The organism is Paraburkholderia terricola, assembly GCF_900142195.1.
Classification (GTDB): domain Bacteria; phylum Pseudomonadota; class Gammaproteobacteria; order Burkholderiales; family Burkholderiaceae; genus Paraburkholderia; species Paraburkholderia terricola.
The window spans coordinates 30011-56254 of the sequence record NZ_FRAB01000002.1 but is presented as its reverse complement, the minus strand read 5'-3'; the positions used below and the strand labels follow the sequence as shown (position 1 = coordinate 56254).

Sequence of the window (26244 nt, the reverse complement as noted above, 5' to 3'; positions counted from 1 at the left end):
AAGCACGCGACTTGCCGGGCGGGACACGCGCGCGCTAGAGTGGCGGGTTCGACCGCATGCCGAACGCTGCGCCGGTCGCGCCAGTACGGCCCATCGGCAGGCAATTGCGCGGCATGCGGCGCAACTGCATTGGATGCCGCCGCAGCTTCATTTGCGCTTCATTTTTCGATCGCCAGGAGAACCGCGTTGATGTCTGTCCCGCGTATTGCGCCTAGCCTCTCCACGCCGCCGTCCTTTACGACGACGAACGGCGCGCCGCTCGTTCATCCGGCGTGCCGATGAGCAATCTCACCGACCGTCTCGAGGCCCGACTTGCGCGCGAATGGCAACGGCGCGGCCCGCTTGCATGGGCGCTGACGCCCCTCGCCTGCGTGTTTGGCGCAATCGCCGCCGCTCGCCGCGCCGCCTTTGCGCTCGGCTGGCTGAAAACGGTGCGCGTCGGCGTGCCCGTGGTGGTGGTCGGCAACGTGACCGTCGGCGGCACCGGCAAGACGCCGACCGTGATCGCGCTGGTCGAAGCGCTGCGCGCGGCGGGCTTCGAACCCGGCGTGGTGTCGCGTGGCTACGGCGCGCGCGTGAACCAGCCGACGCCGGTCACGCCCGCTTCCACGGCGAGCGTCGGCGGCGACGAGCCGTTGCTGATCGCGCGCCGCACCGGCGCGCCGGTGTGGGTCTGTCCGGACCGCGTGGCGGCCGCGCAAACGCTGTGCGCCGCGCATCGCGATGTCGACGTCATCGTGAGCGACGACGGCTTGCAGCATTACCGCCTCGCGCGCGACGCCGAAGTGGTCGTGTTCGATCACCGGCTCGGCGGCAACGGCTTTCTGCTGCCCGCCGGGCCGTTGCGCGAGCCGCTGTCGCGCCGCCGCGACGCGACGCTGATCAACGATCCGTATGCGCGCAGCCTGCCGGCGTGGCCGAACACGTTCGCGCTGCGGCTCGCACCCGCCGACGCGTGGCATCTCGACAATCCCGCGCTGCGCCGTCCGCTCGCGCAATTCCAGGGCGAGCGCGTGCTGGCCGCGGCCGGCATCGGCGCGCCGGAGCGCTTTTTCGCCACGCTGCGCGCCGCCGGCCTCACGCCCGCCACCCGCGCGCTGCCCGATCACTATGCGTTCGAGCGCAATCCATTTACCGACATCGACGCCGACGCCATCCTGATAACGGAAAAGGATGCGGTAAAATTGGGGTCCTGGCACGACGCGCGCATCTGGGTTGTCCCGGTCGAAGCCGCGCTCGATCATCGCCTCATTGCATTAGTTGTGGAGAAAATCCGTGGACGCTCGCCTGCTTGAAATTCTCGTCTGCCCGATCTGCAAGGGCCCGCTCAGCTACGACCGCGCCGCGCAGGAATTGATTTGCAACGCTGACAAGCTCGCCTATCCGATCCGCGACGGCATCCCCGTCATGCTGGTCGACGAAGCGCGGCAGACTGTCGAAGGCACGCCGGTGGATTTGAATCCGGGTTCCGTGGCTTGAGTTGGCGGGATCGGCGTTGCGCTTGCGAGGCTGCTTCGGTCGCGGCGCCCCGCGGGTTTGAGCGGCAGGTTCGAGCAATGCCGCCAGGTTGCGTCAGGGTCCGCGCGTCTGGTCGGAGCCTCCACCCAGGTTTTCACGCCGCGTCCGCAGTCCTCGTTTGCCGTCTTTCCCATCCGCGACCGCTGCATGCGCGGTCGCTTACTTCCCGTCTCATCGCCGCCCGTCTTTAGATGACTCACGCCAACGTCAGCCCTCCCCCGTTCGTCGCCGTCGTGCCGGCCCGGCTCGCCTCCACCCGTCTGCCCAACAAGCCGCTCGCCGACATCGGCGGCAAGCCGATGGTTGTGCGAGTCGCCGAACGCGCGCGCGAATCGGGCGCGCACCAGGTGCTGATCGCGTCGGACGCGCAGTCGGTCCTCGACGCCGCCCGCGAGCATGGCTTCGAAGCCGTGCTGACGCGCGCCGATCATCCGTCGGGCACCGACCGTCTCGCGGAAGTCGCGGCGCGATTCGGCTGGAGCGACGAAACGATCGTGGTGAACGTGCAGGGCGACGAACCGCTGATCGATCCGGCGCTCGTGTGCGGCGTGGCGTCGCACCTCGCGGCCAGCAACGGCTGCGCGATCGCCACCGCCGCGCATCCGATCACCGACCCCGCCGAAATCTTCAACCCGAACGTCGTCAAGGTCGTGATCGATGCGCGCGGCGTCGCGCTCTACTTTTCGCGCGCGCCGATTCCGTGGGCGCGCGACGCCTATCAGCCGCATTGGCCCAACGTCGGCGCGATGCCCACGCCGCCCGCGCCCGCGATCGTCCACCGGCATATCGGCTTGTACGCGTATCGCGCGCAATTTCTGCGCACGTACCCGAGTCTCGCGATCTCGCCGATCGAGCAAGCCGAGGCGCTCGAACAACTGCGCGCGATGTGGCACGGCGAGCGGATCGCGGTGCTCGTGACCCACGACGTGCCGCTTCCCGGCGTCGACACACCCGCCGATCTCGCGCGCGTGCGGGCTTTATTCGGGTCTTGAGCGTAAAAACCCGTGGCATAATCAGACGCTTGTGCGCGCCTCCTGGCGCCTCCCGTTAAGCAGCGAGAATGAGGGTTTGCCCGGTCGCACCGCTTCGGTCTTGCAGCGCCGTCATAGCCGATGTGCAGCGCGAGACTTGAACGGCAGTTCGATGCGGGTCCCCACGAATCGCGGGATGGCCGCAGCGCCACCAAAGAATTCACATAGATCTGGAGATATCACATGCGTTTGATTCTTTTGGGTGCGCCCGGCGCGGGTAAGGGCACTCAGGCCACGTTCATCAAGGAAAAATTCGGCATTCCGCAGATTTCCACCGGCGACATGCTGCGCGCGGCCGTCAAGGCGGGCACGCCGCTCGGCATCGAAGCCAAGCGTTTCATGGACGCCGGCGAACTGGTCACCGACGAACTGATCATCAATCTCGTGAAGGAGCGCCTGCAGCAGCCCGACTGCGTGAACGGCTATCTGTTCGACGGTTTCCCGCGCACCATCCCGCAAGCGGAAGCGATGAAGCAAGCCGGCGTCGCGATCGACTACGTGCTCGAAATCGACGTGCCGTTCGAGGAGATCATCGTGCGCATGAGCGGCCGCCGCTCGCATCCGGCCTCGGGCCGCACATATCACGTCAGGTTCAATCCGCCGAAAGTCGAAGGCGTGGACGACGTGACCGGCGAACCGCTGATCCAGCGCGACGACGACAAGGAAGAAACGGTCAAGAAGCGTCTGCAAGTGTACGAGGCGCAAACCAAGCCGTTGATCGAGTACTACAACAACTGGGCGAAGAACGGCGATGCCGCCTCCCCGCTGAAGGCGCCGCAATACCGCCGTATCTCGGGTCTCGGTAGCGTCGACGAAATTCGCGAACGCGCGTTCGAGGCGTTGAAGTAACTCGCTCGTCGCTGCATTCGTTGTGCTGAAACCCGCCCATGTCGGCGGGTTTTTTGTTGCGTGCCGCGCGCCCCGCGCTGCCTTGTCGCGCGGCCGCTTTCTTTTATGCGTTGCAGCATAGTCGCTACAATCGATCATCCAAAACATACTCGATCGACACATTACCGAACCGTAGCAAAGGAGAAGACATGGAGATTCGTGACAACGTATTCCTGATCACCGGCGGTGCATCGGGCCTGGGTGCGGCCACTGCGCGCCTCGTCGTGGAGAACGGCGGCAAGGTGGTGCTCGCGGATCTGAATCAGGATGCCGGCGAGGCGCTCGCGAAGGAACTCGGCGGCGTGTTCGTCAAATGCGACGTCAGCCGCGAAGACGACGCCACGCAAGCGGTCGAAGCGGCAACGAAGCTCGGCACGCTGCGGGGCCTCGTCAATTGCGCGGGCGTCGCGCCGGCCATCAAGACGGTCGGCAAGGACGGCCCGCATCCGCTCGATTCATTCGCGCGCACCATCTCGATCAATCTGATCGGCACCTTCAACATGATCCGGCTCGCCGCCGCGGCCATGTCGAAGAATGAACCGAATGCGAACGGCGAACGCGGCGTGATCATCAACACGGCGTCGGTGGCCGCGTATGACGGCCAGATCGGCCAGGCGGCTTACGCGGCATCGAAAGGCGGCGTGGTCGGCATGACGCTGCCGATCGCACGCGACCTGTCGCGCAACGCAATTCGCGTGATGACGATTGCGCCAGGCATCTTCGAAACGCCGATGCTGCTCGGCATGCCGCAGGAAGTGCAGGACGCGCTCGGCGCAATGGTGCCGTTCCCGCCGCGCCTCGGCAAACCGGCGGAATATGCGATGCTGGCCAAACAGATTTTCGACAATCCGATGCTCAACGGCGAAGTGATTCGCCTGGACGGCGCGATCCGCATGCAGCCGAAATAACGAGGTGTCCGGTGCGCTGTTTGATAGGCGCGCCGCAAATTAAAACGCCTGCGCATGAGTCATGCGCAGGCGTTTTGTTTTGGCTCGTCGTTCGGACCGATTGCCGGTCTGTCAGTCGCGATCGTCGGGCTGGGTGCGTTGACGCAGTTCATGCAATTGCGACTCCACCACCGTTGCGTCCTCGGCATCCGGCCGCTCGCCGAGATAACGCTCGAGGTCCTCGAGCGCGGGGCGCAGATAATCGAGCCGCGCATAGGCGAAGCCGCGGTCGCGCACTTCCTCGATGCTTTCCGGCAGCAGGATCACGAGACGCTGCTGCACGGCCAGCAAACGCTGCCAGCGCTCCGTCTGAAGATACGTGGACTTGAGATTGCGCAGCATGCGGGCGAGAATCTCGCGCCGCGTGGCCGGCTGCAACAAGATGCGCAGCGCGCGGCTCACCGACTCGCCCGCCGACGCCACATACGGCTCCAGCATTTCCACCATCTCCGATTCGGACAGCGATTGTCCGCTGGTCGGATCGAGCATCACATCGCCGTCGGGCGTCGTGACACGCAGCAGGAAGTGCCCCGGAAACGACACGCCACGCACCGGAATACCGATCTGCTCGGCCATCTCCAGATACAGCACCGCCAGCGAAATCGGAATGCCGCGGCGCCGCTTGAGCACGGCGTTCAGGTGGCTGTTGTCGGGGTCGTAGTAATCGTTGAGGTTGCTGGCGAAACCCAGCTCGCGAAAGAAAAACCGGTTCAGGATGCCGACCTTCTGCTTGATGTCGGCGTCGTCCGGCATGCGGCGCTGCAGGCGCACCACCAGTTCGTCGATCTCTGCCAGCGTGCCTTGCAGATCGAGGTCGGGATAAGCATCCTGCGCGAGCGAGAGCGCCGCCTCGGTCAGCGGCAGGCTCTCGTCCTCGGCGACGAGTGTGCTGAAATAGTCGAGAACCCGCGTCATCGTGATCACTTCACTCGCCTTCTGAAATACGCGTACTTGAAGCCCATCAGCCAAAGCATACCGAAATATAGCGCGGCGAACAGCACGAGGCACGCGCCCAGCAACGCCATCCGGTCGAGCGGCCGGCTATGCATGCCGATCCAGTCGAAGCTGATTGCCAGCCAGTGCATCGCGCCGGCCAGCACCAGACAGGCGCCGAGCAACTGCACGAAAAATTTGGGCCAGCCGTGCGACGGCATATAAATGCCGCGCTTACGCAAGCCGAGGAACAACAACAGCGCGTTGCCGCAAGCGCCGAGCCCGACGCTCAGCGTGAGGCCGGCGTGCGAGAAAATCGGCACGAACAGATAGTTGCTCAACTGCGTGAGAATCAGCACGCCGACGCCGATTTTCACCGGCGTCTTGATGTCCTGCTTCGCGTAAAAGCCGGGGGCGAGGATCTTGATGAGGATCAGGCCGATCAGGCCGACGCCGTAGGCCGACAACGCGCGAGAGACCATCACGACCGCGTTGCCGTCGAACTTGCCGTAATGAAACAGCGTGGCGGTGAGCGGCTGGGCAAAGAAAAACAGCGCGACCGCGCTCGGCGCGGCCAGCAGGAACGTGACGCGCAGCCCCCAGTCGAGCAGCGACGAATATTCGTGCGGATCGGCGTCGACGTGCGCCTTCGAGAGACTCGGCAACAGGATCGTGCCGAGCGCGACGCCGAGCAGCGCGGTGGGAAACTCCATTAAACGGTCGGCGTAGTTGATCCACGACACCGCGCCCGGACCGATGCGCGATGCAATATTCGTGTTGATGATCAGGCTGATTTGCGCGACCGACACCGCGAACATGGCGGGCACCATCTTGGAGAGCACGCGCTTCACGCCGCGATGCGCGAGCGCCTTCACCGGGTTCAGGCCGATGCGCGGAATCATGTCGATCTTCTTCAGACCCGGCAGTTGCACGGCGAACTGCAGCACACCGCCCGCGATCACGGCCCACGCGAGCGCATAAACCGGCGTTTTCAGATGCGGCGCGACGAACATGGCCGCGACGATGAACGCAACGTTCAGCAGGACCGGCGCGAATGCGGGCAGCGAAAAGTTCTTGTACGTATTGAGCACGCCCGACGCCAGTGACGTCAGCGAGATGAAAATGATGTACGGGAACATGATGCGCGTCATGGTGACCGCGAGCGCGTACGCCTGGCCCTCATGCGCGAGACCCGACGCGACGACGAACACCACGCCTGAGGCGCCCACGACGCCGATCAGCGAGAGGATCGCCAGCGCCCACGCGAGCACCGTCGAGGTCGCGTCGACCAGCGCCTTGGTGGCGTCGTGCCCTTGCTGGTTCTTGAATTCGGCGAGGATCGGTACAAAAGCTTGGGAGAACGCGCCTTCGGCGGAAATGCGGCGCAGCAGGTTGGGGATGCGGAAGGCGACGTAAAACGCGTCGGTATATTGACTGGCGCCGAACGCGCGAGCAATCAGCGTTTCGCGGGCCAGACCGGTCACGCGCGACAGCAGCGTGAAGCCGCTGACCGTCAGCAGGGCTCGGAATAGATTCATGGGGCGCTTATTATACGGGTGCCGCAAAGGCGGACGACGAGCCGGAACGCGATTCGGACCGTTTTTCGAGGTGGACGTTCGCCGCGGTGTCGTCGGCCGAGGCGTTTTTAGTTGCGGAGGGCGCGCGTTTGGTTCATCGCCCGCTCATATCGCCGCCCGCTCGTGGACTTCGGCGGGCTGATGGAAACGTGGCCGCGCGGATCGTCAGGCGCATCGGAATCGGCGATTCCCCGTTGTCACATGCCTGATTTTGTTGCTATAATCGCCGGTTTCGAAGCTCGCTTAACTTTCGGACGGGGTAAAAGTACGCAATCAAGCACGCCGCATTCAAGCGTGAGAAAGCGTCAACCAACCTCGAAGCACGCCGGAACACGGGCCCGCCTTCGCGTAGTTCGATCGAATTTTTCGACACTTTTTGCGCTCTTGGGCAATCGCTTCCAAGAGTTCGGATCTAAAAGCAGCACCTCACCTTAAGGTCAGGTACTGGAAACAGGAACAGGATAAGGAACCGTCATGGCTAACTCCGCACAAGCACGCAAGCGCGCCCGCCAGGCCGCCAAGGCAAATTCGCACAACTCGGCACTGCGCTCGAAGTTCCGCACGGCTATCAAGGCTGTCCGCAAGGCGATCGACGCCGGCGACAAGGCCAAGGCCGCTGAAATCTTCCAGGCATCGTCGAAGACCATCGACATCATCGCCGACAAGAAAATCGTTCACAAGAACAAGGCAGCTCGCCATAAGAGCCGTCTCGCTGCAGCCATCAAGGGTCTGCAAGCGTCCGCAGCCCAGTAATTCCGGTCGGCCCGCTCCGGTGGGCCACGTCCTGTTTCCGCTGCACGGAAAAGCCCGCCTCGGCGGGCTTTTTTGCCTCGATTCAACTCCCCCGCCGCCGGCTCCGCGACTCGTCTCATGCATGAGCGAGACAGGCTGTGCGCTGAAGCTTCCGCTTTTAGGCCACAAAAAAACCCGCTGCTTGCGGGTTTTTTGTTTTTGCCGGCCTTGCGACGACGTGCGCCTTAACGCGTGTTCTTACCTTGCTGCGTGCCGTGCTCAGGCGGCAACTCGCATGCCTCGGTCACCACGAGATCATTGTCTTTCGCGAAGTTCAGAACGAAATCGAAAGCCATGGGTTCGATGTCGCGCAAGCGTGAATCGAGGATCACGCATTTGAGGTCGCCGATCATGGTCGGCCGGACGTACGACGAGTACTGCAGATAAGCGTTCGGCCCCTTTGCACCGGGGCCGAAGCATGACATCACGCCTGCGAGCCGCTCCGACCAGTCGCTCGGCCGAAACCTCTTTCCCGTCGACGTGATGCCCTGAATGAAATATTCGGTTGGAGCTGCTTCGGCCATGTAGGAATACCTGTGTGACTGCCCAGCGGGATGACGGCACCATGACGGCGATGCGGCTCTGAGATGCCTGAGCCCGCCATGCATGCGGCGTTGGCGAACTGCGCCAGGTGCACTGGCGAAGCGCCGGCCAGCCAGCTTGACTGCGTTGCTTGACTGAGCCACCTCGGTGCCAGCCATGACCGCACCCGGGAAGGTTTTTCGAACCGCGTGAGCCATGTCCCGCAAGCGAAATACCAGCCTGCCGGGCTTTGGGATAACTTGCGGATTATAGCGCAGCGTGCCTTTTTCCGCACCGCACACAAGCTTTATCCGACGGGCCCGCGAGCCTTTCGGACAGCTTTCCCAGCCTTTTGCCTGACTCGTCAAATCAGGCGAAATCCTTTATGCTGCATTGGGTTACCACAAACGACGGCGGCGCCGTCCGGCAATCCCTGCCGGGTGAGACCGCCGTATTTGTTTCATGACCGCCAAGAAAATTCGCCACTATCTGCAGTTCAAGGATTTCTCGCTGGAAGACTACGAGTACGTGTTGGAGCGCGCGCGCATTCTGAAACGCAAGTTCAAGAACTACGAGACTTACCACCCGCTGCACGACCGCACGCTGGCAATGATCTTCGAGAAGAATTCGACACGCACGCGCCTGTCGTTCGAAGCCGGCATCTTCCAGCTGGGCGGCCACGCCGTCTTCATGAGCACGCGCGACACGCAGCTCGGCCGCGGCGAGCCGATCGAAGACGCGGCGCAAGTGATCTCGCGCATGGTCGACATCATCATGATCCGCACGTTCGGCCAGGACATCATCCAGCGCTTCGCCGAGAATTCGCGCGTGCCGGTGATCAACGGACTGACCAACGAATATCACCCGTGCCAGGTGCTGGCGGACGTCTTCACCTTTTTCGAGCATCGCGGCCCGATTCGCGGCAAGACCGTCGCGTGGGTCGGCGACGCCAACAACATGCTCTACACGTGGATCGAAGCCGCGCAGATTCTCGGCTTCAAGCTGCGCCTGTCCACGCCGCCCGGCTACAAGCTCGACCGCGCGCTGGTCGCTGCCGAAAGCGCGCCCTTCTACGCGGAATTCGACGACCCGAACGAAGCCTGCGCGGGCGCCGACCTCGTCACCACGGACGTGTGGACCAGCATGGGCTTCGAGGCCGAGAACGAAGCGCGCAAAAAAGCCTTCGCCGACTGGTGCGTCGACGCCGAAATGATGGCGCGCGCCAACTCCAATGCGCTCTTCATGCACTGCCTGCCCGCCCACCGCGGCGAGGAAGTCAGCGCGGAAGTGATCGACGGTCCGCAAAGCGTCGTGTGGGACGAGGCGGAAAACCGTCTGCACGTGCAAAAGGCGTTGATGGAGTATCTGCTGCTCGGCAAGCTCAATCACTGAGCGAGCCGCGTTTCAGCAGCTCAGCCGGCCGCTGCGTGCAGTGCGACGGGTTCTCGACTATGAATCCGCGTCGCGCACGCCGCATCCGGCTGCAGTCCATTGTGCAAGCGGACCGCCGATCACACCGCACCGTCCCAAAAACGCGGGCCGCCGGCGGTTTAGTGTCAAAATAGTGTTTTTCCGTGCTCCGGAACCGCCGGCGCGCCTTGTTTTCCCGCTTTCTCCAGCTACGAGTTCACCATGAGCGATATCAAGAAAGTCGTGCTCGCCTATTCGGGCGGCCTCGACACCTCCGTCATCCTGAAGTGGTTGCAGGACAACTACGACGCCGAAGTCGTCACGTTCACGGCCGACATCGGCCAGGGCGAAGAGCTGGAACCGGCGCGCAAGAAAGCCCTGCAACTCGGCATCAAGCAAGACAACATCTTTATCGAAGACTTGCGCGAAGAATTCGTGCGCGACTTCGTGTTCCCGATGTTCCGCGCAAACACGATCTATGAGGGCGAGTACCTGCTGGGCACGTCGATCGCGCGTCCGCTGATCGCCAAGCGCCAGATCGAAATCGCCCGCGCCACCGGCGCGCAAGCGGTCTCGCACGGCGCAACCGGCAAGGGCAACGACCAGGTTCGCTTCGAACTCGGTTACTACGCGCTTGAACCGGGCATCAAGGTGATCGCACCGTGGCGCGAATGGGACCTGCTGTCGCGCGAAAAACTGCTCGCCTACGCGGAAAAGGCCGGCATCCCGATCGAAATGAAGCACAAGCAAGGCGGGGCGCCGTATTCGATGGACGCGAACCTGCTGCACATCTCGTTCGAAGGCCGTCACCTGGAAGATCCGAAAGCGGAAGCCGAGCCGGAAATGTGGCGTTGGACGGTGTCGCCGGAAGAGGCGCCGGATCAGGCGGAATACCTGGACATCGAGTACGAGCACGGCGATCCGGTTGCGATCAACGGCAAGCGTTTGTCGGCGGCCGAAATGCTGACCGAGTTGAACCGTCTGGGCGGCAAGCACGGCATCGGTCGTCTGGATCTGGTGGAGAACCGTTACGTCGGCATGAAGTCGCGCGGCTGCTATGAAACGCCGGGCGGCACGATCATGCTGAAGGCGCACCGCGGCATCGAGTCGATCACGCTCGACCGTGAAGTGGCGCATCTGAAAGACGATCTGATGGCCCGTTACGCGTCGCTGATTTATAACGGCTACTGGTGGAGTCCGGAGCGCCGCGCGCTGCAGGTGCTGATCGACCATACGCAGGAGAAGGTCAACGGCTGGGTGCGTGTGAAGCTGTACAAGGGCAGCGTCTCGGTCGTTGCGCGCGATTCGAAGGAAACGCTGTTCGACAAGACGATCGCCACGTTCGACGACGACGGCGGTGCGTACAACCAGGCGGACGCTGGCGGGTTCATCAAGCTCAACGCCCTACGCATGCGAATCGCGGAAAACGCGCGTCGTCAGCGTAGCTAAGCGCCGCAAGGCGCAAGCCAGCAACCAAAACGCAGACACAAAAAAGGCGCCGGGAGGCAACTCCCGGCGCCTTTTTCCGTCCCGCGGACAAATCACGCCATCACAAACAAACCGGCTCCGCTTCCAGTTCCACGCCAAAGCGCGTCAGCACATCCTGTTGAATCGCCTTCGCGAGCGCCAGCACTTCTGCGCCGCTCGCGCCGCCGCGATTCACCAGCACCAGCGCCTGCCGCTCATGCACGGCCGCGGCGCCCATCGCGCGCCCCTTCCAGCCGCATCGATCGATCAGCCACCCGGCCGCAAGTTTGACCCGGCCGTCCGGTTGAACGTAGGACACGAGGCCGGGCTCGCGCAGCTTCAGCGCCTCGAACTGCGCCGCCTCGACGACCGGATTCTTAAAAAAACTCCCCGCGTTGCCCAGCTCGAGCGGGTCGGGGAGCTTCGCGCGACGCACCGCGACCACTGCATTGAAGATAGCCTGCGCGCTCGGCGACGCGGCGTCGTCGCCATTGCCGCTCGCGGCCAGTTCACGCGCCAGATCGGCGTAACCGGCGCGCGGCTGCCAAACCTTCGGCAAGCGAAAAGCAACCGACGTAATCACGAAACGGTCGCGCCCTTCCCGCTTGAAAAAACTGTCGCGATAGCCGAATCGGCAAGCCTTCGCGTCGAGTTCGACCACCGCCCCCGTTGCCAGCTCCACCGCGCGCAGCGACGCAAACCGCTCGCACATTTCCAGCCCGTAAGCGCCGATGTTCTGAATCGGCGCCGCGCCCACCGTGCCGGGAATCAACGCGAGGTTTTCCAGACCCGGCAGCCTTTGCGCCAGCGTCCACGCGACGAACTCATGCCACGGCTCGCCGGCTGCGGCCTCGACATACCAGGCGTCGTCGTCCTCCCGCACGATGCGGCGGCCCCGCAGCGCCACCAGCAGCAGCAGCCCCGCGAAATCCCCCGTCAGCACGACATTGCTGCCGCCGCCCAGAACGAGGCGCGGCAGGCCGGCGGCGCGCGGATCGCGCACGGCCGCCATCAGTTGCTCTTCGCGCTCGATACGGCACGCAAGCTGCGCGCGAACATCGAAGCCGAAGGTGTTGTGCGCCTTTAGCGGATAGCCGGCAATGAACGCGGCGGAAGCGGATTCGGACATCGGAGCGGGAACAATGAAACGACGAATGGGCGGCGGATAAGACCAGATCGAGCCTCGGCCGCGCGACAATGTGCGGCGGCCTTGGGCAAAAGGGAGTGGCGTCGGTAAAATGACATCCGGTCCGTGATTATAGCGAGTGCCCCGTGAGCAGCCGACCGGCCGCGTCATGCACCGCAGCACTATTGGGAGAAAGCAATGCCATCGTTTGACGTCGTCTGCGAAGCGAACATGATCGAAGTCAAGAACGCGATCGAGCAGTCCAACAAGGAAATTTCAACCCGCTTCGACTTCAAGGGGTCGGACGCGCGCGTCGAACACAAGGAAAACGAGATCACGGCGTATGCGGACGACGACTTCAAGCTCGGTCAGGTGAAAGACGTGCTGCTGTCGAAAATGGCCAAGCGCAACGTGGACGTGCGCTTCCTCGACTACGGCAAGATCGAGAAAATCGGCGGCGACAAGGTCAAGCAGGTCATCAAGATCAAGAAAGGCGTGTCCGGCGACCTGTCGAAGAAAATCGTGCGCCTCGTGAAGGACAGCAAGATCAAGGTCCAGGCGAGCATTCAGGGTGACGCGGTGCGCATCACCGGCGGCAAGCGCGACGATCTGCAAAGCGTGATCGCGATGCTGCGCAAGGACGTCACCGACACGCCGCTCGACTTCAACAACTTCCGCGATTGAACGCGGAGCGCGCGCGGTATCGAGCGCGCGCTGAAGGCTTGGCGCACCCGCGGTGGATAGTCCATTGCGTCATCGCGCCGGCCGCGAAGCGGCCACGATCACAGGTTGGACCAATCAACACCGTTCGACGCGCAACGCAGCTCCCGCTCAAGCTCCGTTGCCCGACGCCGGCCCTCCTGCCGCATCGACCTTCTTTTTCTTGTCGCCGATGCGGCTTTCCTCACCGCGGATCAGCTTGGCGATATTGCCGCGATGACGCCAGATCAGCAGCGAACTCATCACGACGATCGCGAGCGCAATGACGTGCGGCCCGAACAGAAAACCGTCGAAGATCGGCGCGAACGCCGCCGCGGCCAATGCCGCGAGCGACGAATAACGCGTGAAGAAAGCCACGATCAACCACGTCAGCAAAGTCGCAAGGCCGAGAATCGGATTGATCGCGAGCAGCACGCCCGCCGCGGTCGCCACGCCTTTGCCGCCCTTGAAGCGGAAAAAGACCGGATACAGGTGGCCGAGAAACACGGCAACGGCTGCGATGGCAACCGAGGTGTCGTCGAGTCCGTAACGCGCGCCGAAGTGCACGACGAACCATACCGGCAGCCAGCCTTTGAACGCGTCGCCGATCAAGGTAAGGATCGCGGCCTTCTTGCTGCCGCTGCGCAGCACGTTGGTGGCGCCGGGGTTGCCTGAGCCATACGAGCGCGGGTCGTCCAGCCCCATCGCGGCGCTCACGATCACGGCGAATGACACCGAACCGATCAGATAGGCAACGACGGCAACGATCAGATTTTGCATCTAGGACTCTTATAAGGATCGGCGGTCTGAAACTCGATACCCCAACCGCAACAGGGAACGAAACACGGAGCAAAGCGCGGAACAAAGCGGCGCACATTCTACCGAACCCGCCCGCCCGGAAAACATTCAGGCAAACGTCAATCGACGCTCGCGCATTGCACCGGTTTCGCCGCCAGCAAATCTGCGAGCACCTTCGGCTCGATACTAACCAGAAAACCGCGCCGCCCGCCGTTCAGCCAGATGGTGTCCATCTCGAGGATGCTCGACTCCACGTAGACCGGCATCGGCTTGCGCGTGCCGAACGGCGACGTGCCGCCGATCAGGTAACCCGAATGACGGTTCGCCACCTCCGGCTTGCACGGCTCGACGCGTTTCGCGCCGATCTGCCGCGCGAGATTCTTGGTGCTGACGGTGCGGTCGCCGTGCATCAGTACGATCAGCGGCTTGGCATGCTCGTCTTCCATGACCAGCGTCTTGACGACGTGATGCTCGTCCACGCCGAGCTGACGCGCCGACTCCGCGGTGCCGCCGTGCTCGACGTAATCATAAGGATGCTCGCCGAACGCGACGCCGTGACGGCGCAGAAACTGCGTCGCGGGCGTTTCGGAGACGTGTCTGGATTTGCTCATCGGCGCATTGTAATGGCGAGTCTGCACAACGGCTATTTGCCGAATGGCCAATTGTGCGGGTCGGGCGCTTGTGGCACGATCGTTCGGGAATGTTCCGGCGCAGTGTACGCCGGGCGCGAGCCGCTAGAGCGGGGAACTGTGGTCGGCTGCTTTGAATGGGACCGGGGTAACGCGCTTTGGCGTGAACTCTGGTCGACCGCCTTTGCATGGGACCAGTAAGCCGGTAAAGCGGCAAGTCCGGTCGACCGCTCTGCATGGGACCAGAGTAAGCCGCCAAAGCGGCAACTCTGGTCGACCGCCTTGCATGGGACCAGAGTAAGCCGCCAAAGCGGCAACTCTGGTCGACCGCTTTGCATGGGACCAGAGTAAGCCGCCAAAGCGGCAACTCTGGTCGACCGCTCTGCATGGGACCAGAGTAAGCCGCTAAAGCGGCAACTCTGGTCGACCGCTCTGCATGGGACCAGAGTAAGCCGCTAAAGCGGCAACTCTGGTCGACAGGAGACAGTGTTGAGTATTGACTTATCCACCCGTTCCACCATCGATATCCCCGCGCTGCTGGCGGCGCTGCCCACGCGCATCGCCGAGATTCCGGCGCTCGCGGCCGCGCGCGATCCGCAACACGTCGCGTTGATCGAGGACGCGCGTCGTTTGACCTGCGCGCAGCTCGCGCAGGCAGTCGAAACCGTCGCCGCGTTGCTAAGTGATTGGGGCGTGCGCGGCGGCGATCGCGTGATGATCGTCGCCGAAAACAGCATCGCCCAGATCGTGCTGCTGTTCGCGGCGGCGAGGCTCGAGGCGTGGGCGCTCGTGTCCAATGCGCGGCTGTCCGCAGCGGAACTCGACTCGATTCGCGCGCACGCGCAGCCGCGCGTGGTTGCCTATGCGGTGGAAAGCTCAACCGACGCCCAACAGCACGCGCAGCGGCATGAAGCGCAACCGGCGCCGGCCAGCACGCCGGACATCGGCGCATGGTCGTTCACGGTGGACTCCACGACGAAAGCCGAACCCGTCGGAGCCGCCAACGACCGCCAATGCGCCGCGCTGATCTACACCACCGGCACCACCGGCGCGCCGAAGGGCGTGATGTTGTCGCATCGCAATCTGCTGTTCATCGCCGCGATCTCGAGCCGCTTGCGCCAGGTCGGCCCCGACGACGTCGTCTATGCCGTGCTGCCGATCTCGCACGTGTACGGCTTCGCGTCGGTTTGCCTCGGCAGTCTCCATGCCGGCGCAACGTTGCGGCTCGCGCCGCGCTTCGCGCCGGAAGCCGTGCGCCGCGCACTCGCCGAGGAACACGTGTCGATCTTCCAGGGCGTGCCGGCCATGCACGCCAAACTGCTCGAACATCTGGAGACGCACGGTCATTCGTGGTGCGCGCCGCATCTGCGCTTTGCCTATTCGGGCGGCTCGCCGCTCGACGCCGCGTTGAAGGCGCGCGTCGAAAGCGTCTACGGTCTGCCGCTGCACAATGGCTATGGCATGACCGAAAGCAGCCCGACTGTCTCGCACACCATGCTCGATGCGCCACGCGGCGACTGCTCGGTCGGCGAAGTCATTCCGGGCGTCGAGGTGCGCTTCGTCGGGCTCGACGGCGTCGATGCCGCGCGAGGTGAAATCGGCGAGCTATGGGTGCACGGCCCGAACGTGATGCTCGGCTATTACCGCAGCCCGGAGCAAACGCGCGCCGTCGTGACCCAAGACGGTTGGCTCAAGACCGGCGACCTCGCGCGCCAGGACGCGGATGGCGCGTTGCATATCGTCGGACGCAGCAAGGAGCTGATCATCCGTTCGGGCTTCAACGTCTATCCGGCCGAGGTCGAACACGTGTTGAACGCGCATCCGCAGGTCGTGCAATCGGCGGTGATCGGACGCGCGGTCGAGGGTAATGAGGAGGTGGTCGCGTTCGTCGAACTGATTGCCGGTGCGCAGGTGACGCCGGCCGAATTGGTCGAGTGGTGCAGCGAGCGTCTCGCGCCGTACAAGCGCCCTGCCGAAGTGAAGGTGCTCGCCGCGCTGCCGGCGGCGTCGACCGGCAAGATTCTCAAGCACCGGCTGCGGGAATTCGTGTGAAGCAAGCGTCGCGACAGCAACGATAACCGCAACCAGCACGGCGCGAACGCCCGCTCCTCACCCCCGCGGATGATGCTGCGCATGCAGCGACTTCAAGCGCTCGCGGGCCACGTGCGTATAGATCTGCGTCGTGGAAATGTCCGTGTGGCCGAGCAGCAGTTGCACGACGCGCAGATCGGCGCCGTGATTCAGCAGATGCGTGGCGAACGCGTGCCGCAGCGTATGCGGCGAAAGCGGCGCATGCACGCCGGCCGTCGCAGCGCGCCGCTTGATGATGTTCCAGAACTGCTGCCGCGTCATGCCCTCCGCGCGGCTGGTGACGAAGAGCGCGTCCGTCGCTCGCGCACCCAGCAGCGCCGGGCGCGCTTCGCGCAGATAGCGCTCGATCCAGCCGTGCGCTTCCTCGCCGAACGGAATCAGGCGCTCCTTGGAGCCCTTGCCCATCACGCGCACCACGCCTTCGTTCAGACCCACTTCCACGGTCTTCAGCGTGACGAGTTCGGTGACGCGCAAACCGCTCGCGTACATCAGCTCCAGCATCGTGCGGTCGCGCAAACCCAAAGGCGTGCCGACGTCGGGTGCGCCGAGCAGCGCTTCGACTTGCGCTTCGCTGAGCGTCGACGGAAAACGCGGCGGCTGCTTGGCCGAGCGGATGCGCAGCGTCGGATCGATCTTCGCGCGATGCTCGCGCACCGCCCAGCCGTAGTAGCGGCGAAACACCGAAAGCCGCCGGTTCGCGGAGGTGGATTTGTCTTTCTGCCGCGCCGCGCTATAGGCATTGAGATCGGCCTCGCTGGCGGTGTCGAGCGACGTGTTGCGGGTTTTCGCGAGCCATTCGCAAAAGAGCCGCAGGTCGCGCCGGTATGCATCGAGCGTGTTGCGCGACAGGCCGTGTTCGAGCCACAGCGCGTCGCAGAACGCATCGATCGACGCGGAGCTCGCCAGAAAAAGAGGTGACGCGATGGGTGCGTCGTCAGCCAGAGTGTCGCTCATGCGTATGGAATGCCTTCATGCGCTAGGAGCCAGCGCTTGACGTTGCGAAAGAAGCCGTCTTCGGCGTGATGCGAAAACCCGCCGATGCCGCTCGAACTCACCACCCGATGGCACGGAATCACGATTGGAAAATAATTGGCGCCGCACGCCTGACCGACCGCGCGCGGCGCGCTGCCGAGTTGCTTCGCCAACTGCCCGTAGGTGCGCACGGCACCCGGCGGAATGTCGCTGATCGCCTGCCATACGCGCTGCTGAAACGCCGTGCCGACCGATGCCAACGGCAAGTCGAACTTCGCGGATGCGCGCTCGAAATACCGTTCGATCTGTTCGGCCGTCTGTTTCGCCAGTGGCGTCTCGGGCGCGACGTTCGCAATCGAGTCGGGAAGATAGACGATCTCGCGCACGGCATCGCCTTCGAGCCGGATGCCGACCTTGCCGAACGGCGCATCGATCACTGCGTTGAACATGGTTGCCTGCTCCTCACTGGCGGCGCTTTTTTCGGATTTCGCTAGCGTACCTGCATGGCGTGCAGGCGTTCGAGTGCCGCTACTTTACGCCGCTTCCAACGCCCATTCCACATGCTCGCGCACGACGGCGGACGGGTCGTCGGCACGCGAGCGCAGCGCCTCCACGATCGCCTTGCGTGCGTCCCCGCTCAGACTTTCCGAAGACGCACGCAGCGCATTGCCCATCCCCACCGCGAGATTGCGCAGCCAGCTCTCGTAACCGATGCGGCGAATCGCGCTGCCCTGCATGCGCGTGTCGAACTCCTGCGCGCTCCATGCAAATAGCTCGACCAGCGACGCGCGATCCAGCCCATGCCGCACGTCGAAATCGTCGACCGGCGCGGCTTGCGCGAACTTGTTCCACGGACACACGAGTTGGCAATCGTCGCAGCCATACACACGATTGCCGATCAGCGGCCGCATTTCCAGGGGAATATTGCCCTTCAGTTCGATCGTCAGATAGGAAATGCAGCGGCGCGCATCGACCTTGTAAGGCGCGACGATCGCACCGGTCGGACAGGCGCCGATGCAGCGCGTGCAACTGCCGCAATGCGAGCCCGGCGTTTCCGGGGCCACGTCGGGCGAGGTCTCGGCATCGGTCGGCAAGGGCACGTCGACGTAAATCTCGCCGAGGAAAAACAGCGAACCGGCGTCGCGTTGCAGCAGCAGCGTATGCTTGCCGCGCCAGCCGATGCCGGCCTTTTGCGCCAGTTCCACTTCGAGCACCGGCGCCGAATCGGTGAACACGCGGTAGCCGAATACGCCGATCGCGGCTTCGATTTTCTCGGCCAGTTGTTGCAAACGGTTACGCATGACCTTGTGATAATCGCGGCCGCGCGCATAGATCGACACCACCGCCGCCGACGGATCCGCGAGCCGCGCATGCTCGGCCGCGCGCCAGTCTCGGGGTGCGGGCGGCACGTCCGGCAAGGCGCTTTCGTTCGCCTTTCCGTTCAATGTCCGCGCGGGCAAATAGGCGATGCGCGCGGTAATCACACGTCGCGTGCCGGCCACAAGCTCGGCGGGCCGCGCGCGTTTCATGCCGTGTTTCGCCATATAATCCATCTCGCCGTGGCAACCCGCTTCCAGCCAGGCTGCAAGCGGCGCCTCCGCGGCGGAGAGATCGGTATCGCTAATGCCGATCGCCGCGAAACCCAGTTCACGGCCCCACGTTTTGATGTCCAGCGCGAGCGCATGCAGCGCCGCTTCATCCAAACGACGCTCGGCACGCGCATCGTCGTCAGACGCAGGCGTGCGGGACACAGGGGACTCCGGACTTCGGTTCATCACGTCATTTTACGAGAATGCCCGTCAATCCCGATCACGCGATCCAACCGCCCGCGAAGGTTCTGCTCGAACGCACCTTCGCGCTCGCGGACGAAGCCGCCACGCACGCGTTCGGCGAGCGCTTCGCGCTGGCGATCGAAAGCGTGCGCGCCATGGCGCAAGAAGCATCGCAGGAAGCACGGCGGCACGCTCCGGTCGCTGCCGGCGGCCAGGCATTTCACGGGCTGCAAGTCCAACTCATCGGCGACCTCGGCGCCGGCAAAACCACACTCGTGCGCGCCACGTTGCGCGGCCTCGGCCACACCGGCCGCGTGCGCAGTCCCACGTACACGCTCGTCGAACCTTATGTGCTCGCGCGGCCCAATGGGGAACTCGCGCTCTATCACTTCGATCTGTATAGATTCACCGATCCGGCCGAATGGGCCGACGCGGGCTTCCGCGAATACTTCGACAGCGGCGCGATCTGCCTCGTCGAATGGCCGCAACGCGCGGGCCGCCTGCTTGGCGTGCCGGATCTCGTCTTCTCGCTCGACCTGGACCACGCGGGCGACGGCCGCGTACTCGTCGCACGGGCCCACAGCGAATCAGGAAAGGCATGTCTCGAAAGATGTTGATCAAACCGTTCCGCTCGATCGAATCGGCGGCCACCGCAACGCATAACTGGCGGCGCCGGCAGATGCTGCGCGCGGGCGCATCCACACTCGTGCTCGGCCTCGTCGCCCCGCGCCTCGCGTGGGCCAGCTCGGTGCTCGGCGTGCGCGTCTGGCCGGCGCGCGACTACACGCGCGTGACGATCGAATCGGATCAGCCTTTGCAAAACGCGCAGCAATTGCTGCAAGGCCCGGACCGGCTGGTGGTCGACCTGAACGGCCTCGATCTGGACCAGGCGCTGAAGGATCTCGTGTCGAAGATCACGCCGAACGATCCGCAGATCCAGTCGGTGCGCGTCGGGCAATATCAGCCGCATGTGGTGCGAATGGTGTTCGACCTGAAGGGTTCCGTGAAGCCGCAGGTGTTCACGCTGCCGCCGGTCGGCGCGTACAAGTACCGGCTGGTGTTCGACCTGTACCCCGCCGTCGCGCCCGATCCGTTGATGGACCTCCTCGCGCAGACCGAGCGCAAGGAACAGAACCTGAATGAAAACAGCGCGCCGCCCGCCACGCTGAGCGGCCCCGGCACCACACCGCCCACCGCGGACAACAGCGAAGCGTTCTTCGAGCGTTATGCGCAGAACGGCGGCTCTGCCGCGCCCAGCGTGCCGCACGCGCCGGCGCCGCTGCCGCCGATTCTCGGCAAGCCGGCCGCGCCCGCCGCGCCCGTCACGCCGCCGAGCGCGATCGCCCGCAACAAGGGCGGCGCCAGCGGCGGAAGCAGCGCCGGCAAACTCGGCGACGACAACGGCGGCGACGACACCTACGCCTTCACCACGCCGAAACCCGGCAAGAGCAACACGGTGCGTCTGTTGACCGTCGCGATCGATCCGGGTCACGGCGGCGAGGACCCCGGCGCGATCGGCGGCTCGGGCACTTACGAGAAGCACGTCGCACTCGACATCGCCAAGAAGCTGCGCGCGAAGATCGATGCGCAACCGAACATGCGCGCGATGATGACCCGCGACGCCGACTTCTTCGTGCCGCTGAACGTGCGCGTGCAGAAGGCGCGGCGCGTCGGCGCGGATCTGTTCGTATCGATTCACGCGGACGCGTTCACCACGCCCGACGCGAAGGGCTCCTCGGTGTTCGCGTTGTCCGAGCATGGCGCGTCGAGCGCGGCGGCGCGCTGGATGGCGAACAAGGAGAACGCCTCGGATCAGATCGGCGGGATCAACATCAAATCCGCCGACGCCACCGTCAACCGCGCGCTGTTCGACATGTCGACCACCGCGCAGATTCGCGACTCCATGCGCTACGGCAACTTCGTGCTGAAGGAGATCGGCGGCATCAACAAGCTGCACAAGGGCTCGGTCGAACAGGCGGGGTTTGCGGTACTGAAAGCGCCTGACATTCCGTCGATCCTCGTGGAAACCGCCTTCATCAGCAACCCCGACGAGGAGCGCCGTTTGAACGACGACGCCTATCGCGAGAAGATGGCCGATGCGATCATGACCGGCATCAAGCGCTATTTCGCGGCGAATCCGCCGTTGGCGAAGAACCGCATGACTTGACGGCGCGCGCAGTCGCGCCGCCCCGCATCAAGCCGCGCCCTGGTGCGCAACGCAGAACGGCCGCTCGATCGCGGCCGTTCTGCTATCCGGTCTCACATCCGCTCAACGCTCAACGCGCCGGCGACAAACGCTGCACGACCCAGCCGCCGAACACGTTCACCGCCAGCCCCGCCATCACCAGCAAGGCGCCGACGATTTGCGCGACGGACAAGCGCTCGTCGAGAAACAAAGAGGCGGACGCGAGCCCGACGATCGGCACCAGCAACGAGAACGGCGCGACCTGGCTCGCCGGATAGCGCGAGAGCAGCCGGCTCCACAACCCGTAGCCGAGCAGCGTCGCAACGAACGCGAGATAGACGACGGCGAAAATCGACATCGCGCTGATGCCCGAGAGCGCCGCGGCGATTCGCTGCGGTCCCTCGAACGCATACGAGAACGCGAAGAACGGCAATGGCGGAATCAGGCTGCCCCACACCACGAGCCCGACCAGATCGACCTTGCCCACCTTCTTCGTGACGATGTTGCCGAGCGCCCACGAACACGCGGCGCACAGCGTGAGGACGAAACCGGCGAGCGTCATCTCGTGACCGCCTTGCAAGCCGATCAGCGCGAGCCCGCCCGCGGCGATCAGCAATCCGACGATGTTCGGCACGCGAAAGCGCTCATGCAGGAACAGCGCCGCGAACATCAGCGTGAAAAACGCCTGCGCCTGCAGGACCAGTGAAGCGAGCCCCGCCGGCATGCCCACATACATGGCCGAGAACAGAAACGCGAACTGGCCGAACGAGATCGTCGCGCCGTAGGCGAGCAGCCAGCGCCACGGCATGCGCGGACGCTTGACGAAAAACACCGCCGGCACCGCGGCGAGCGTGAAGCGCAGCGCGCCGAGCAGCATCGGCGGCACACCATGCAGGCCCACCTTGATCACGACGAAATTGACGCCCCACGCCACGACGACCACCAGCGCGAGCAGCAAATCCCTGGGCGACATCCCAGTCTCCGATTGGTTGTTCAATCCGGCAGTTTAGCGGAGGCGGCCGCAAGCGATGGGCCGCGCTACGGATTGCCGGAGCGCCGACGTGCTTCGATCCGTCAGCATTCCGCCCTCCGCAGTAGAATCATCCATTGAGCAAAATCCCAACCCATCCTTCCAGCCGAGCCCCCCATGTCCTCCTCGATCAAAGCAGTCCTCAAGCCGCATCTGCGCGACGTCGGCAACCTGACGGTGCGGCGCGTGCTGCCCGCCCTGGCTGCGCGTTTGATCGGGCCGTTCATCTTCTTCGACCACATGGGCCCCGCCACGCTCGAACCCGGTGTCGGTCTCGACGTGCGTCCGCATCCGCATATCGGCCTCGCCACCGTCACCTATCTGTTCGAAGGCGCGGTCATGCATCGCGACAGCCTCGGCTCCGAGCAGAAGATCGTCCCAGGCGACGTCAACTGGATGACGGCCGGGCGCGGCATCGTCCACTCCGAGCGCACGCCCGCCGAAGACCGCGCGAGCGGCCTCACCATGCACGGCATCCAGACCTGGGTTGCGCTGCCGTTGGAGGACGAGGACATCGAGCCGTCGTTCGCGCATCACGCCGCCCACACGCTGCCCGTGGTCGAGCGCAACGGCGTCACGCTGCGCGTGATCGCGGGCACGGCCTTCGGCGAAACCTCGCCGGTCGCGACGTTTTCGGGCACGCTGTACGTCGCCGCGCAGTTCGCGCCGGGCGGCGCCTTCGCGCTCGAACCGGAGCACGAGGAACGCGGCGTGTACCTCGTGGACGGCGACCTGGAGATCGACGGCGCGCCGCTCGAACCCGGTCAGATGGCGGTGCTCGCGCTCGACGAAACGGTCACGCTCGCGAGCACGCAGGGGGCGCGCGTCATGCTGCTCGGCGGTGAGAAACTCGATGGCGAGCGCTTTATCGAATGGAATTTCGTCGCCAGTTCGCGCGAGAAGATCGAAGCCGCGAAGCTCGCGTGGAGCAATCAGGATATGGGCAAAGTGCCGGGAGAAACCGAATGGATTCCGCTGCCGACCCGAAAATGAACACCGGCAGGCGCGGCCGAACGCGCCGCGTTGAATCCACGGCACTCGCCCCCAACTAGTCAATAAACCGTTTTATCGACGAGGACGCAATGGACACCACTCTGGCCACTTTCGAACAGGACGTCATCACGGCGTCGACACTGGCTCCCGTGCTGGTCGATTTCTGGGCGCCGTGGTGCGGCCCCTGCAAGACGCTCGGCCCGATGCTCGAAAAGCTCGAAGCCGAAGCCGCCGGCAAATGGAAGCTCGTGAAGGTGAACGTGGACGAGAATCAGGAACTGGCCGCGCACTTCCAGGTGCGCAGCATTCCGCACGTCATGGCGTTCGCCGACGGCCGGCCGGTCGATCAGTTCGTCGGCGTGCTGCCGGAAGGCCAGTTGCGCGAGTTTATCGAGCGGCTCGTGCCGCAAGGCGCGGACGCGTCGCGTCTCGAAGCGCAAACCGCGCTGGCCGAAGGCCGCCGTGAAGATGCGTACGACGCGCTGCAAGCCGCGCTCGCCTACGACCCCGGCTTCGACGAAGCGCGCATGGACCGCATCGAAATGCTGCTCGAAGACAACCGTATCGACGAAGCGCGCGACGAAGTCGATCTGCTGTCGCCGAAAACCACGCAAGGCATCGACGCGCGCTTCAACGCGATCAAGACGCGGCTCGACGCCGTGGACGCCGCCGCCGACCTGCCGCCCACGGATGCGCTCGAAGCCAGGGTCGCGTCGAACCCGGACGATCTCGAAGCGCGCTTCGATCTGGCTAGCGCGCTGATCGCGCGCCGCAAGTACGCGGGGGCGCTCGAACACCTGCTGGCGATCGTGCAGCGCGACCGCACGTTCCGCGACGACATCGGCCGCAAGACGATGCTGTCGGTGTTCGATCTGGCCGCGCATCAGCCGGAACTCGTGTCGCAATGGCGGCGCAAGCTGAGCGCGTCGCTGTTCTGATCCGTGCCGCCGTTCAGGTGCGGCCAGTGCGCCGCGCCTGGATGCGCTCTCAAGCTGCTGCCGCCTGCTTCGCCAACGCCCGCAACACGTGCGCGGCCGCGGCAAACCCGAAGCTTGCCGTCACGCACACGCTCGAACCAAAACCCGCGCAGTTCAGACCGACCGGCCCGGTGTGCCCCGGCGAGGTCGTGACGTGCTCGGCTTCCTCGTCGATATCGCAGACGGCCGCTTCGGGATAGATCAGCGGCTCGTCGGAATACACCGCGCTCACCTTGAACTTCGCCTTCGGCCCGCGCGGAAAACCATGCTGTTTGCGTAACTGTCCACGTACTTTCGAGAGCAACGGGTCCTGGATCGTCAGCGCGAGATCGTCGATGCGAATGCGCGTGGGATCGAGCTGGCCGCCCGCGCCGCCCACCGTGATCAACGGCTGTTTCCTCTCGACGCACCATGCGATCAACGCGGTCTTGGTGCGCACGCTGTCGATCGCGTCGACCAGGTAATCGAAACCGCCGCCGAGCGTCGCCGCGAAGTTATCCGGCTCGACAAAATCCTCCACCAGCCGCACGTCGCAAAACGGATTGATCGCCGCGATGCGCTCGGCCATCGCTTCCACTTTGGGCTTGCCGAAGTTGCCGTCGAGCGCGTGGATCTGCCGGTTGGTGTTGCTTTCGGCGACGTTGTCGAGATCGATCAGCGTGAGCGTGCCGACCGCGCTGCGCGCCAACGCCTCCGCCACCCACGAGCCCACTCCGCCGATGCCGATCACCGCGACATGCGCGCCTTCGAACGCGGCGAGCGCCGGCGCGCCATACAGGCGAGCGATGCCGCCGAAGCGCCGCGCGCGGTCGGCGGTTTCGCTCCCGTCGACGCTGGTAGTAAGATCGGATTGCGCGGTGGTGCTGGACATGGTGACAAGGCTCGTTGAAAAGAGGCAATACAGAATGGGGCGACGCCTGGGTACTCGCAGTCGGTATTTTGCCTGAACGCGTCGGTCGGGATGGCCGTGGGGCGTCGCGGCGTCGCCAGCTAACCGAAGGCTTTACGAAAGGCGCGCAAGCGCGAGACGGCATGCCTCGGTGCAATGTCCGGTCCCTTGATCTGGCCGCGCGCAAAGATTTCGCTCCTTAGCTATACTGGCCGAACTGTAGCGTTCGCATAAGAACATGACCTCACTCGCCGAACTTCGAAAAAATTATTCGCTCGGTTCGCTGGACGTTGGCGATGTCGACCGCAACCCGTTCCGTCAATTCGAAACGTGGTTTCAACAAGCGGTCGACGCCAGGCTGCCCGAGCCGAACACGATGACCTTGGCCACGGTCGACTCGCGCGGCCGGCCGTCGGCGCGCATTGTGCTGATCAAAGGCGTGGACGAACGAGGCTTCGTGTTCTTCACCAACTACCAGAGCCGCAAGGGCCTGGAGCTGGCCGCCAACCCCTACGCCAGCCTCCTGTTCTACTGGATCGAACTCGAGCGCCAGGTGCGCGTCGAGGGCCGCGTCGTTAAAACCAGCGAGGAAGAAAGCGATGCGTACTTCGCGTCGCGCCCGCTCGGTTCACGCATCGGCGCGTGGGCGTCCAATCAAAGTCAGATAATTGAAAGCCGCTCGCAGCTTGAAACACGCGAGCGCGAAATCCGCCTGCAATACGGCGACCAGCCGCCGCGCCCGCCGCACTGGGGCGGCTATCGTCTGGTCCCCGAGGCCATCGAATTCTGGCAGGGCCGGCCGTCGCGTCTGCACGACCGGCTGCTCTACACACGTTCAAGCGAAAGCAGCGACTGGCTGATCTCCCGCCTCTCGCCTTGAACCCGGATACAACGCCGCCAGCGCGTTGCCAACGCAGCAGCGCGCGGCGGCAGGATCGTGCTCGCGGCATGGGAGTTGCGTCGCACTGAGTAACGATCCGCACGAGCTTTGCTTTAGT

At 64.3% G+C, this 26244-nt stretch carries 26 protein-coding genes; 15 read left to right on the top strand and 11 right to left on the bottom strand.

The genetic code is table 11. The annotated features are described in order from the left end of the window. Positions 1–278 precede the first annotated feature (278 nt). The 5 genes from lpxK (at position 279) to BUE39_RS02050 (ending at position 4345) form a co-directional block, all read left to right on the top strand. Positions 279–1295 carry a tetraacyldisaccharide 4'-kinase gene (lpxK, locus tag BUE39_RS02070; protein WP_073427002.1) on the top strand — a complete coding sequence of 339 codons (1017 nt, stop codon included), beginning with the start codon at positions 279–281 and terminating at the stop codon, positions 1293–1295. Further along, complete coding sequence (locus tag BUE39_RS02065; protein WP_007180583.1) at positions 1276–1479, top strand: Trm112 family protein; 204 nt, start codon at positions 1276–1278, stop codon at positions 1477–1479. The genes lpxK and BUE39_RS02065 overlap by 20 nt, the downstream gene beginning before the upstream one ends. Before the next feature lie 230 nt (positions 1480–1709). Beyond that, positions 1710–2510 (top strand): 3-deoxy-manno-octulosonate cytidylyltransferase, encoded by an 801-nt coding sequence (gene kdsB, locus BUE39_RS02060; RefSeq protein ID WP_073427001.1) that lies wholly within the window; start codon positions 1710–1712, stop codon positions 2508–2510. A 222-nt stretch (positions 2511–2732) separates the two neighbouring features. Next, positions 2733–3398: an adenylate kinase gene (gene adk / locus BUE39_RS02055; RefSeq protein WP_073427000.1), complete on the top strand. Its 666-nt coding sequence runs from the start codon at positions 2733–2735 to the stop codon at positions 3396–3398. 188 nt (positions 3399–3586) lie between these two features. Further along, positions 3587–4345 carry a 3-hydroxyacyl-CoA dehydrogenase gene (locus BUE39_RS02050; protein ID WP_073426999.1) on the top strand — a complete coding sequence of 253 codons (759 nt, stop codon included), beginning with the start codon at positions 3587–3589 and terminating at the stop codon, positions 4343–4345. A 111-nt stretch (positions 4346–4456) separates the two neighbouring features. Here BUE39_RS02050 and BUE39_RS02045 read toward each other — a convergent pair whose 3' ends face one another. Then, entirely contained in the window at positions 4457–5299 is an 843-nt protein-coding gene (locus BUE39_RS02045; RefSeq protein ID WP_073427222.1) for a SirB1 family protein, read from the bottom strand. A gap of 5 nt (positions 5300–5304) precedes the next feature. Continuing rightward, the gene (gene murJ, locus BUE39_RS02040; RefSeq protein ID WP_073426998.1) at positions 5305–6855 is read right to left on the bottom strand and encodes a murein biosynthesis integral membrane protein MurJ; all 1551 of its coding nucleotides are present in this window, start codon (positions 6853–6855) and stop codon (positions 5305–5307) included. Positions 6856–7368: 513 nt separating this feature from the next. Here murJ and rpsT point away from each other — a divergent pair. Then, positions 7369–7647 (top strand): 30S ribosomal protein S20, encoded by a 279-nt coding sequence (rpsT, locus tag BUE39_RS02035; RefSeq protein ID WP_020069158.1) that lies wholly within the window; start codon positions 7369–7371, stop codon positions 7645–7647. Between the two features lie 224 nt (positions 7648–7871). Here the strand turns inward: rpsT and BUE39_RS02030 are convergent, their stop codons facing one another. Then, on the bottom strand, positions 7872–8210 hold the full coding sequence (locus BUE39_RS02030) for a DUF3579 domain-containing protein (RefSeq protein WP_073426997.1): 339 nt from the start codon (positions 8208–8210) through the stop codon (positions 7872–7874). Positions 8211–8670: 460 nt separating this feature from the next. On the opposite strand from BUE39_RS02030, the gene argF reads away from it, so the two are divergent. After that, entirely contained in the window at positions 8671–9600 is a 930-nt protein-coding gene (argF, locus tag BUE39_RS02025; RefSeq protein ID WP_073426996.1) for an ornithine carbamoyltransferase, read from the top strand. A 240-nt stretch (positions 9601–9840) separates the two neighbouring features. Then, positions 9841–11067 carry an argininosuccinate synthase gene (locus tag BUE39_RS02020; protein WP_073426995.1) on the top strand — a complete coding sequence of 409 codons (1227 nt, stop codon included), beginning with the start codon at positions 9841–9843 and terminating at the stop codon, positions 11065–11067. A 100-nt stretch (positions 11068–11167) separates the two neighbouring features. Here the strand turns inward: BUE39_RS02020 and murB are convergent, their stop codons facing one another. Next, on the bottom strand, positions 11168–12214 hold the full coding sequence (murB, locus tag BUE39_RS02015) for a UDP-N-acetylmuramate dehydrogenase (protein WP_073426994.1): 1047 nt from the start codon (positions 12212–12214) through the stop codon (positions 11168–11170). Positions 12215–12409: 195 nt separating this feature from the next. Between murB and BUE39_RS02010 the strand changes: the two genes are divergently transcribed. Next, positions 12410–12895: a YajQ family cyclic di-GMP-binding protein gene (locus tag BUE39_RS02010; protein ID WP_007180572.1), complete on the top strand. Its 486-nt coding sequence runs from the start codon at positions 12410–12412 to the stop codon at positions 12893–12895. Positions 12896–13042: 147 nt separating this feature from the next. On the opposite strand, the gene plsY is transcribed toward BUE39_RS02010, so the two are convergent. Then, positions 13043–13690, bottom strand: a complete 648-nt coding sequence (plsY, locus tag BUE39_RS02005; protein ID WP_073426993.1) for a glycerol-3-phosphate 1-O-acyltransferase PlsY — start codon at positions 13688–13690, stop codon at positions 13043–13045. Positions 13691–13827: 137 nt separating this feature from the next. After that, positions 13828–14319 (bottom strand): Cys-tRNA(Pro) deacylase, encoded by a 492-nt coding sequence (gene ybaK, locus BUE39_RS02000; protein WP_073426992.1) that lies wholly within the window; start codon positions 14317–14319, stop codon positions 13828–13830. A 507-nt stretch (positions 14320–14826) separates the two neighbouring features. Between ybaK and BUE39_RS01995 the strand changes: the two genes are divergently transcribed. Continuing rightward, positions 14827–16389 (top strand): class I adenylate-forming enzyme family protein, encoded by a 1563-nt coding sequence (locus tag BUE39_RS01995; RefSeq protein ID WP_073426991.1) that lies wholly within the window; start codon positions 14827–14829, stop codon positions 16387–16389. A gap of 57 nt (positions 16390–16446) precedes the next feature. On the opposite strand, the gene xerD is transcribed toward BUE39_RS01995, so the two are convergent. The 3 genes from xerD to queG all read right to left on the bottom strand — a co-directional run bounded on the left by xerD (position 16447) and on the right by queG (position 19175). Next, on the bottom strand, positions 16447–17382 hold the full coding sequence (gene xerD / locus BUE39_RS01990) for a site-specific tyrosine recombinase XerD (protein WP_073426990.1): 936 nt from the start codon (positions 17380–17382) through the stop codon (positions 16447–16449). Next, positions 17379–17849: a methylated-DNA--[protein]-cysteine S-methyltransferase gene (locus BUE39_RS01985; protein ID WP_073426989.1), complete on the bottom strand. Its 471-nt coding sequence runs from the start codon at positions 17847–17849 to the stop codon at positions 17379–17381. Before BUE39_RS01985 ends, xerD begins: the two co-directional genes overlap by 4 nt. Before the next feature lie 84 nt (positions 17850–17933). After that, the gene (gene queG, locus BUE39_RS01980; protein ID WP_073426988.1) at positions 17934–19175 is read right to left on the bottom strand and encodes a tRNA epoxyqueuosine(34) reductase QueG; all 1242 of its coding nucleotides are present in this window, start codon (positions 19173–19175) and stop codon (positions 17934–17936) included. 17 nt (positions 19176–19192) lie between these two features. Here queG and tsaE point away from each other — a divergent pair, with 17 nt between their 5' ends. Both tsaE and BUE39_RS01970 read left to right on the top strand, forming a co-directional pair. Continuing rightward, the gene (gene tsaE / locus BUE39_RS01975; protein WP_073426987.1) at positions 19193–19789 is read left to right on the top strand and encodes a tRNA (adenosine(37)-N6)-threonylcarbamoyltransferase complex ATPase subunit type 1 TsaE; all 597 of its coding nucleotides are present in this window, start codon (positions 19193–19195) and stop codon (positions 19787–19789) included. Further along, complete coding sequence (locus BUE39_RS01970; protein WP_073426986.1) at positions 19771–21339, top strand: N-acetylmuramoyl-L-alanine amidase; 1569 nt, start codon at positions 19771–19773, stop codon at positions 21337–21339. The genes tsaE and BUE39_RS01970 overlap by 19 nt, the downstream gene beginning before the upstream one ends. A 109-nt stretch (positions 21340–21448) precedes the next feature. Here the strand turns inward: BUE39_RS01970 and BUE39_RS01965 are convergent, their stop codons facing one another. Beyond that, a complete protein-coding gene (locus tag BUE39_RS01965; RefSeq protein WP_073426985.1) occupies positions 21449–22330 on the bottom strand; it encodes an EamA family transporter in 882 nt (293 codons plus the stop codon). A 174-nt stretch (positions 22331–22504) separates the two neighbouring features. Here BUE39_RS01965 and BUE39_RS01960 point away from each other — a divergent pair, with 174 nt between their 5' ends. Both BUE39_RS01960 and trxA read left to right on the top strand, forming a co-directional pair. Next, positions 22505–23380 (top strand): pirin family protein, encoded by an 876-nt coding sequence (locus BUE39_RS01960; RefSeq protein WP_073426984.1) that lies wholly within the window; start codon positions 22505–22507, stop codon positions 23378–23380. Positions 23381–23469: 89 nt separating this feature from the next. Continuing rightward, entirely contained in the window at positions 23470–24318 is an 849-nt protein-coding gene (gene trxA, locus BUE39_RS01955) for a thioredoxin (protein ID WP_073426983.1), read from the top strand. Between the two features lie 49 nt (positions 24319–24367). On the opposite strand, the gene tcdA is transcribed toward trxA, so the two are convergent. Then, a complete protein-coding gene (tcdA, locus tag BUE39_RS01950) occupies positions 24368–25228 on the bottom strand; it encodes a tRNA cyclic N6-threonylcarbamoyladenosine(37) synthase TcdA (protein ID WP_073426982.1) in 861 nt (286 codons plus the stop codon). Positions 25229–25484: 256 nt separating this feature from the next. Between tcdA and pdxH the strand changes: the two genes are divergently transcribed. Then, positions 25485–26126 carry a pyridoxamine 5'-phosphate oxidase gene (pdxH, locus tag BUE39_RS01945; protein WP_073426981.1) on the top strand — a complete coding sequence of 214 codons (642 nt, stop codon included), beginning with the start codon at positions 25485–25487 and terminating at the stop codon, positions 26124–26126. The last annotated feature ends 118 nt before the right edge of the window (positions 26127–26244 follow it).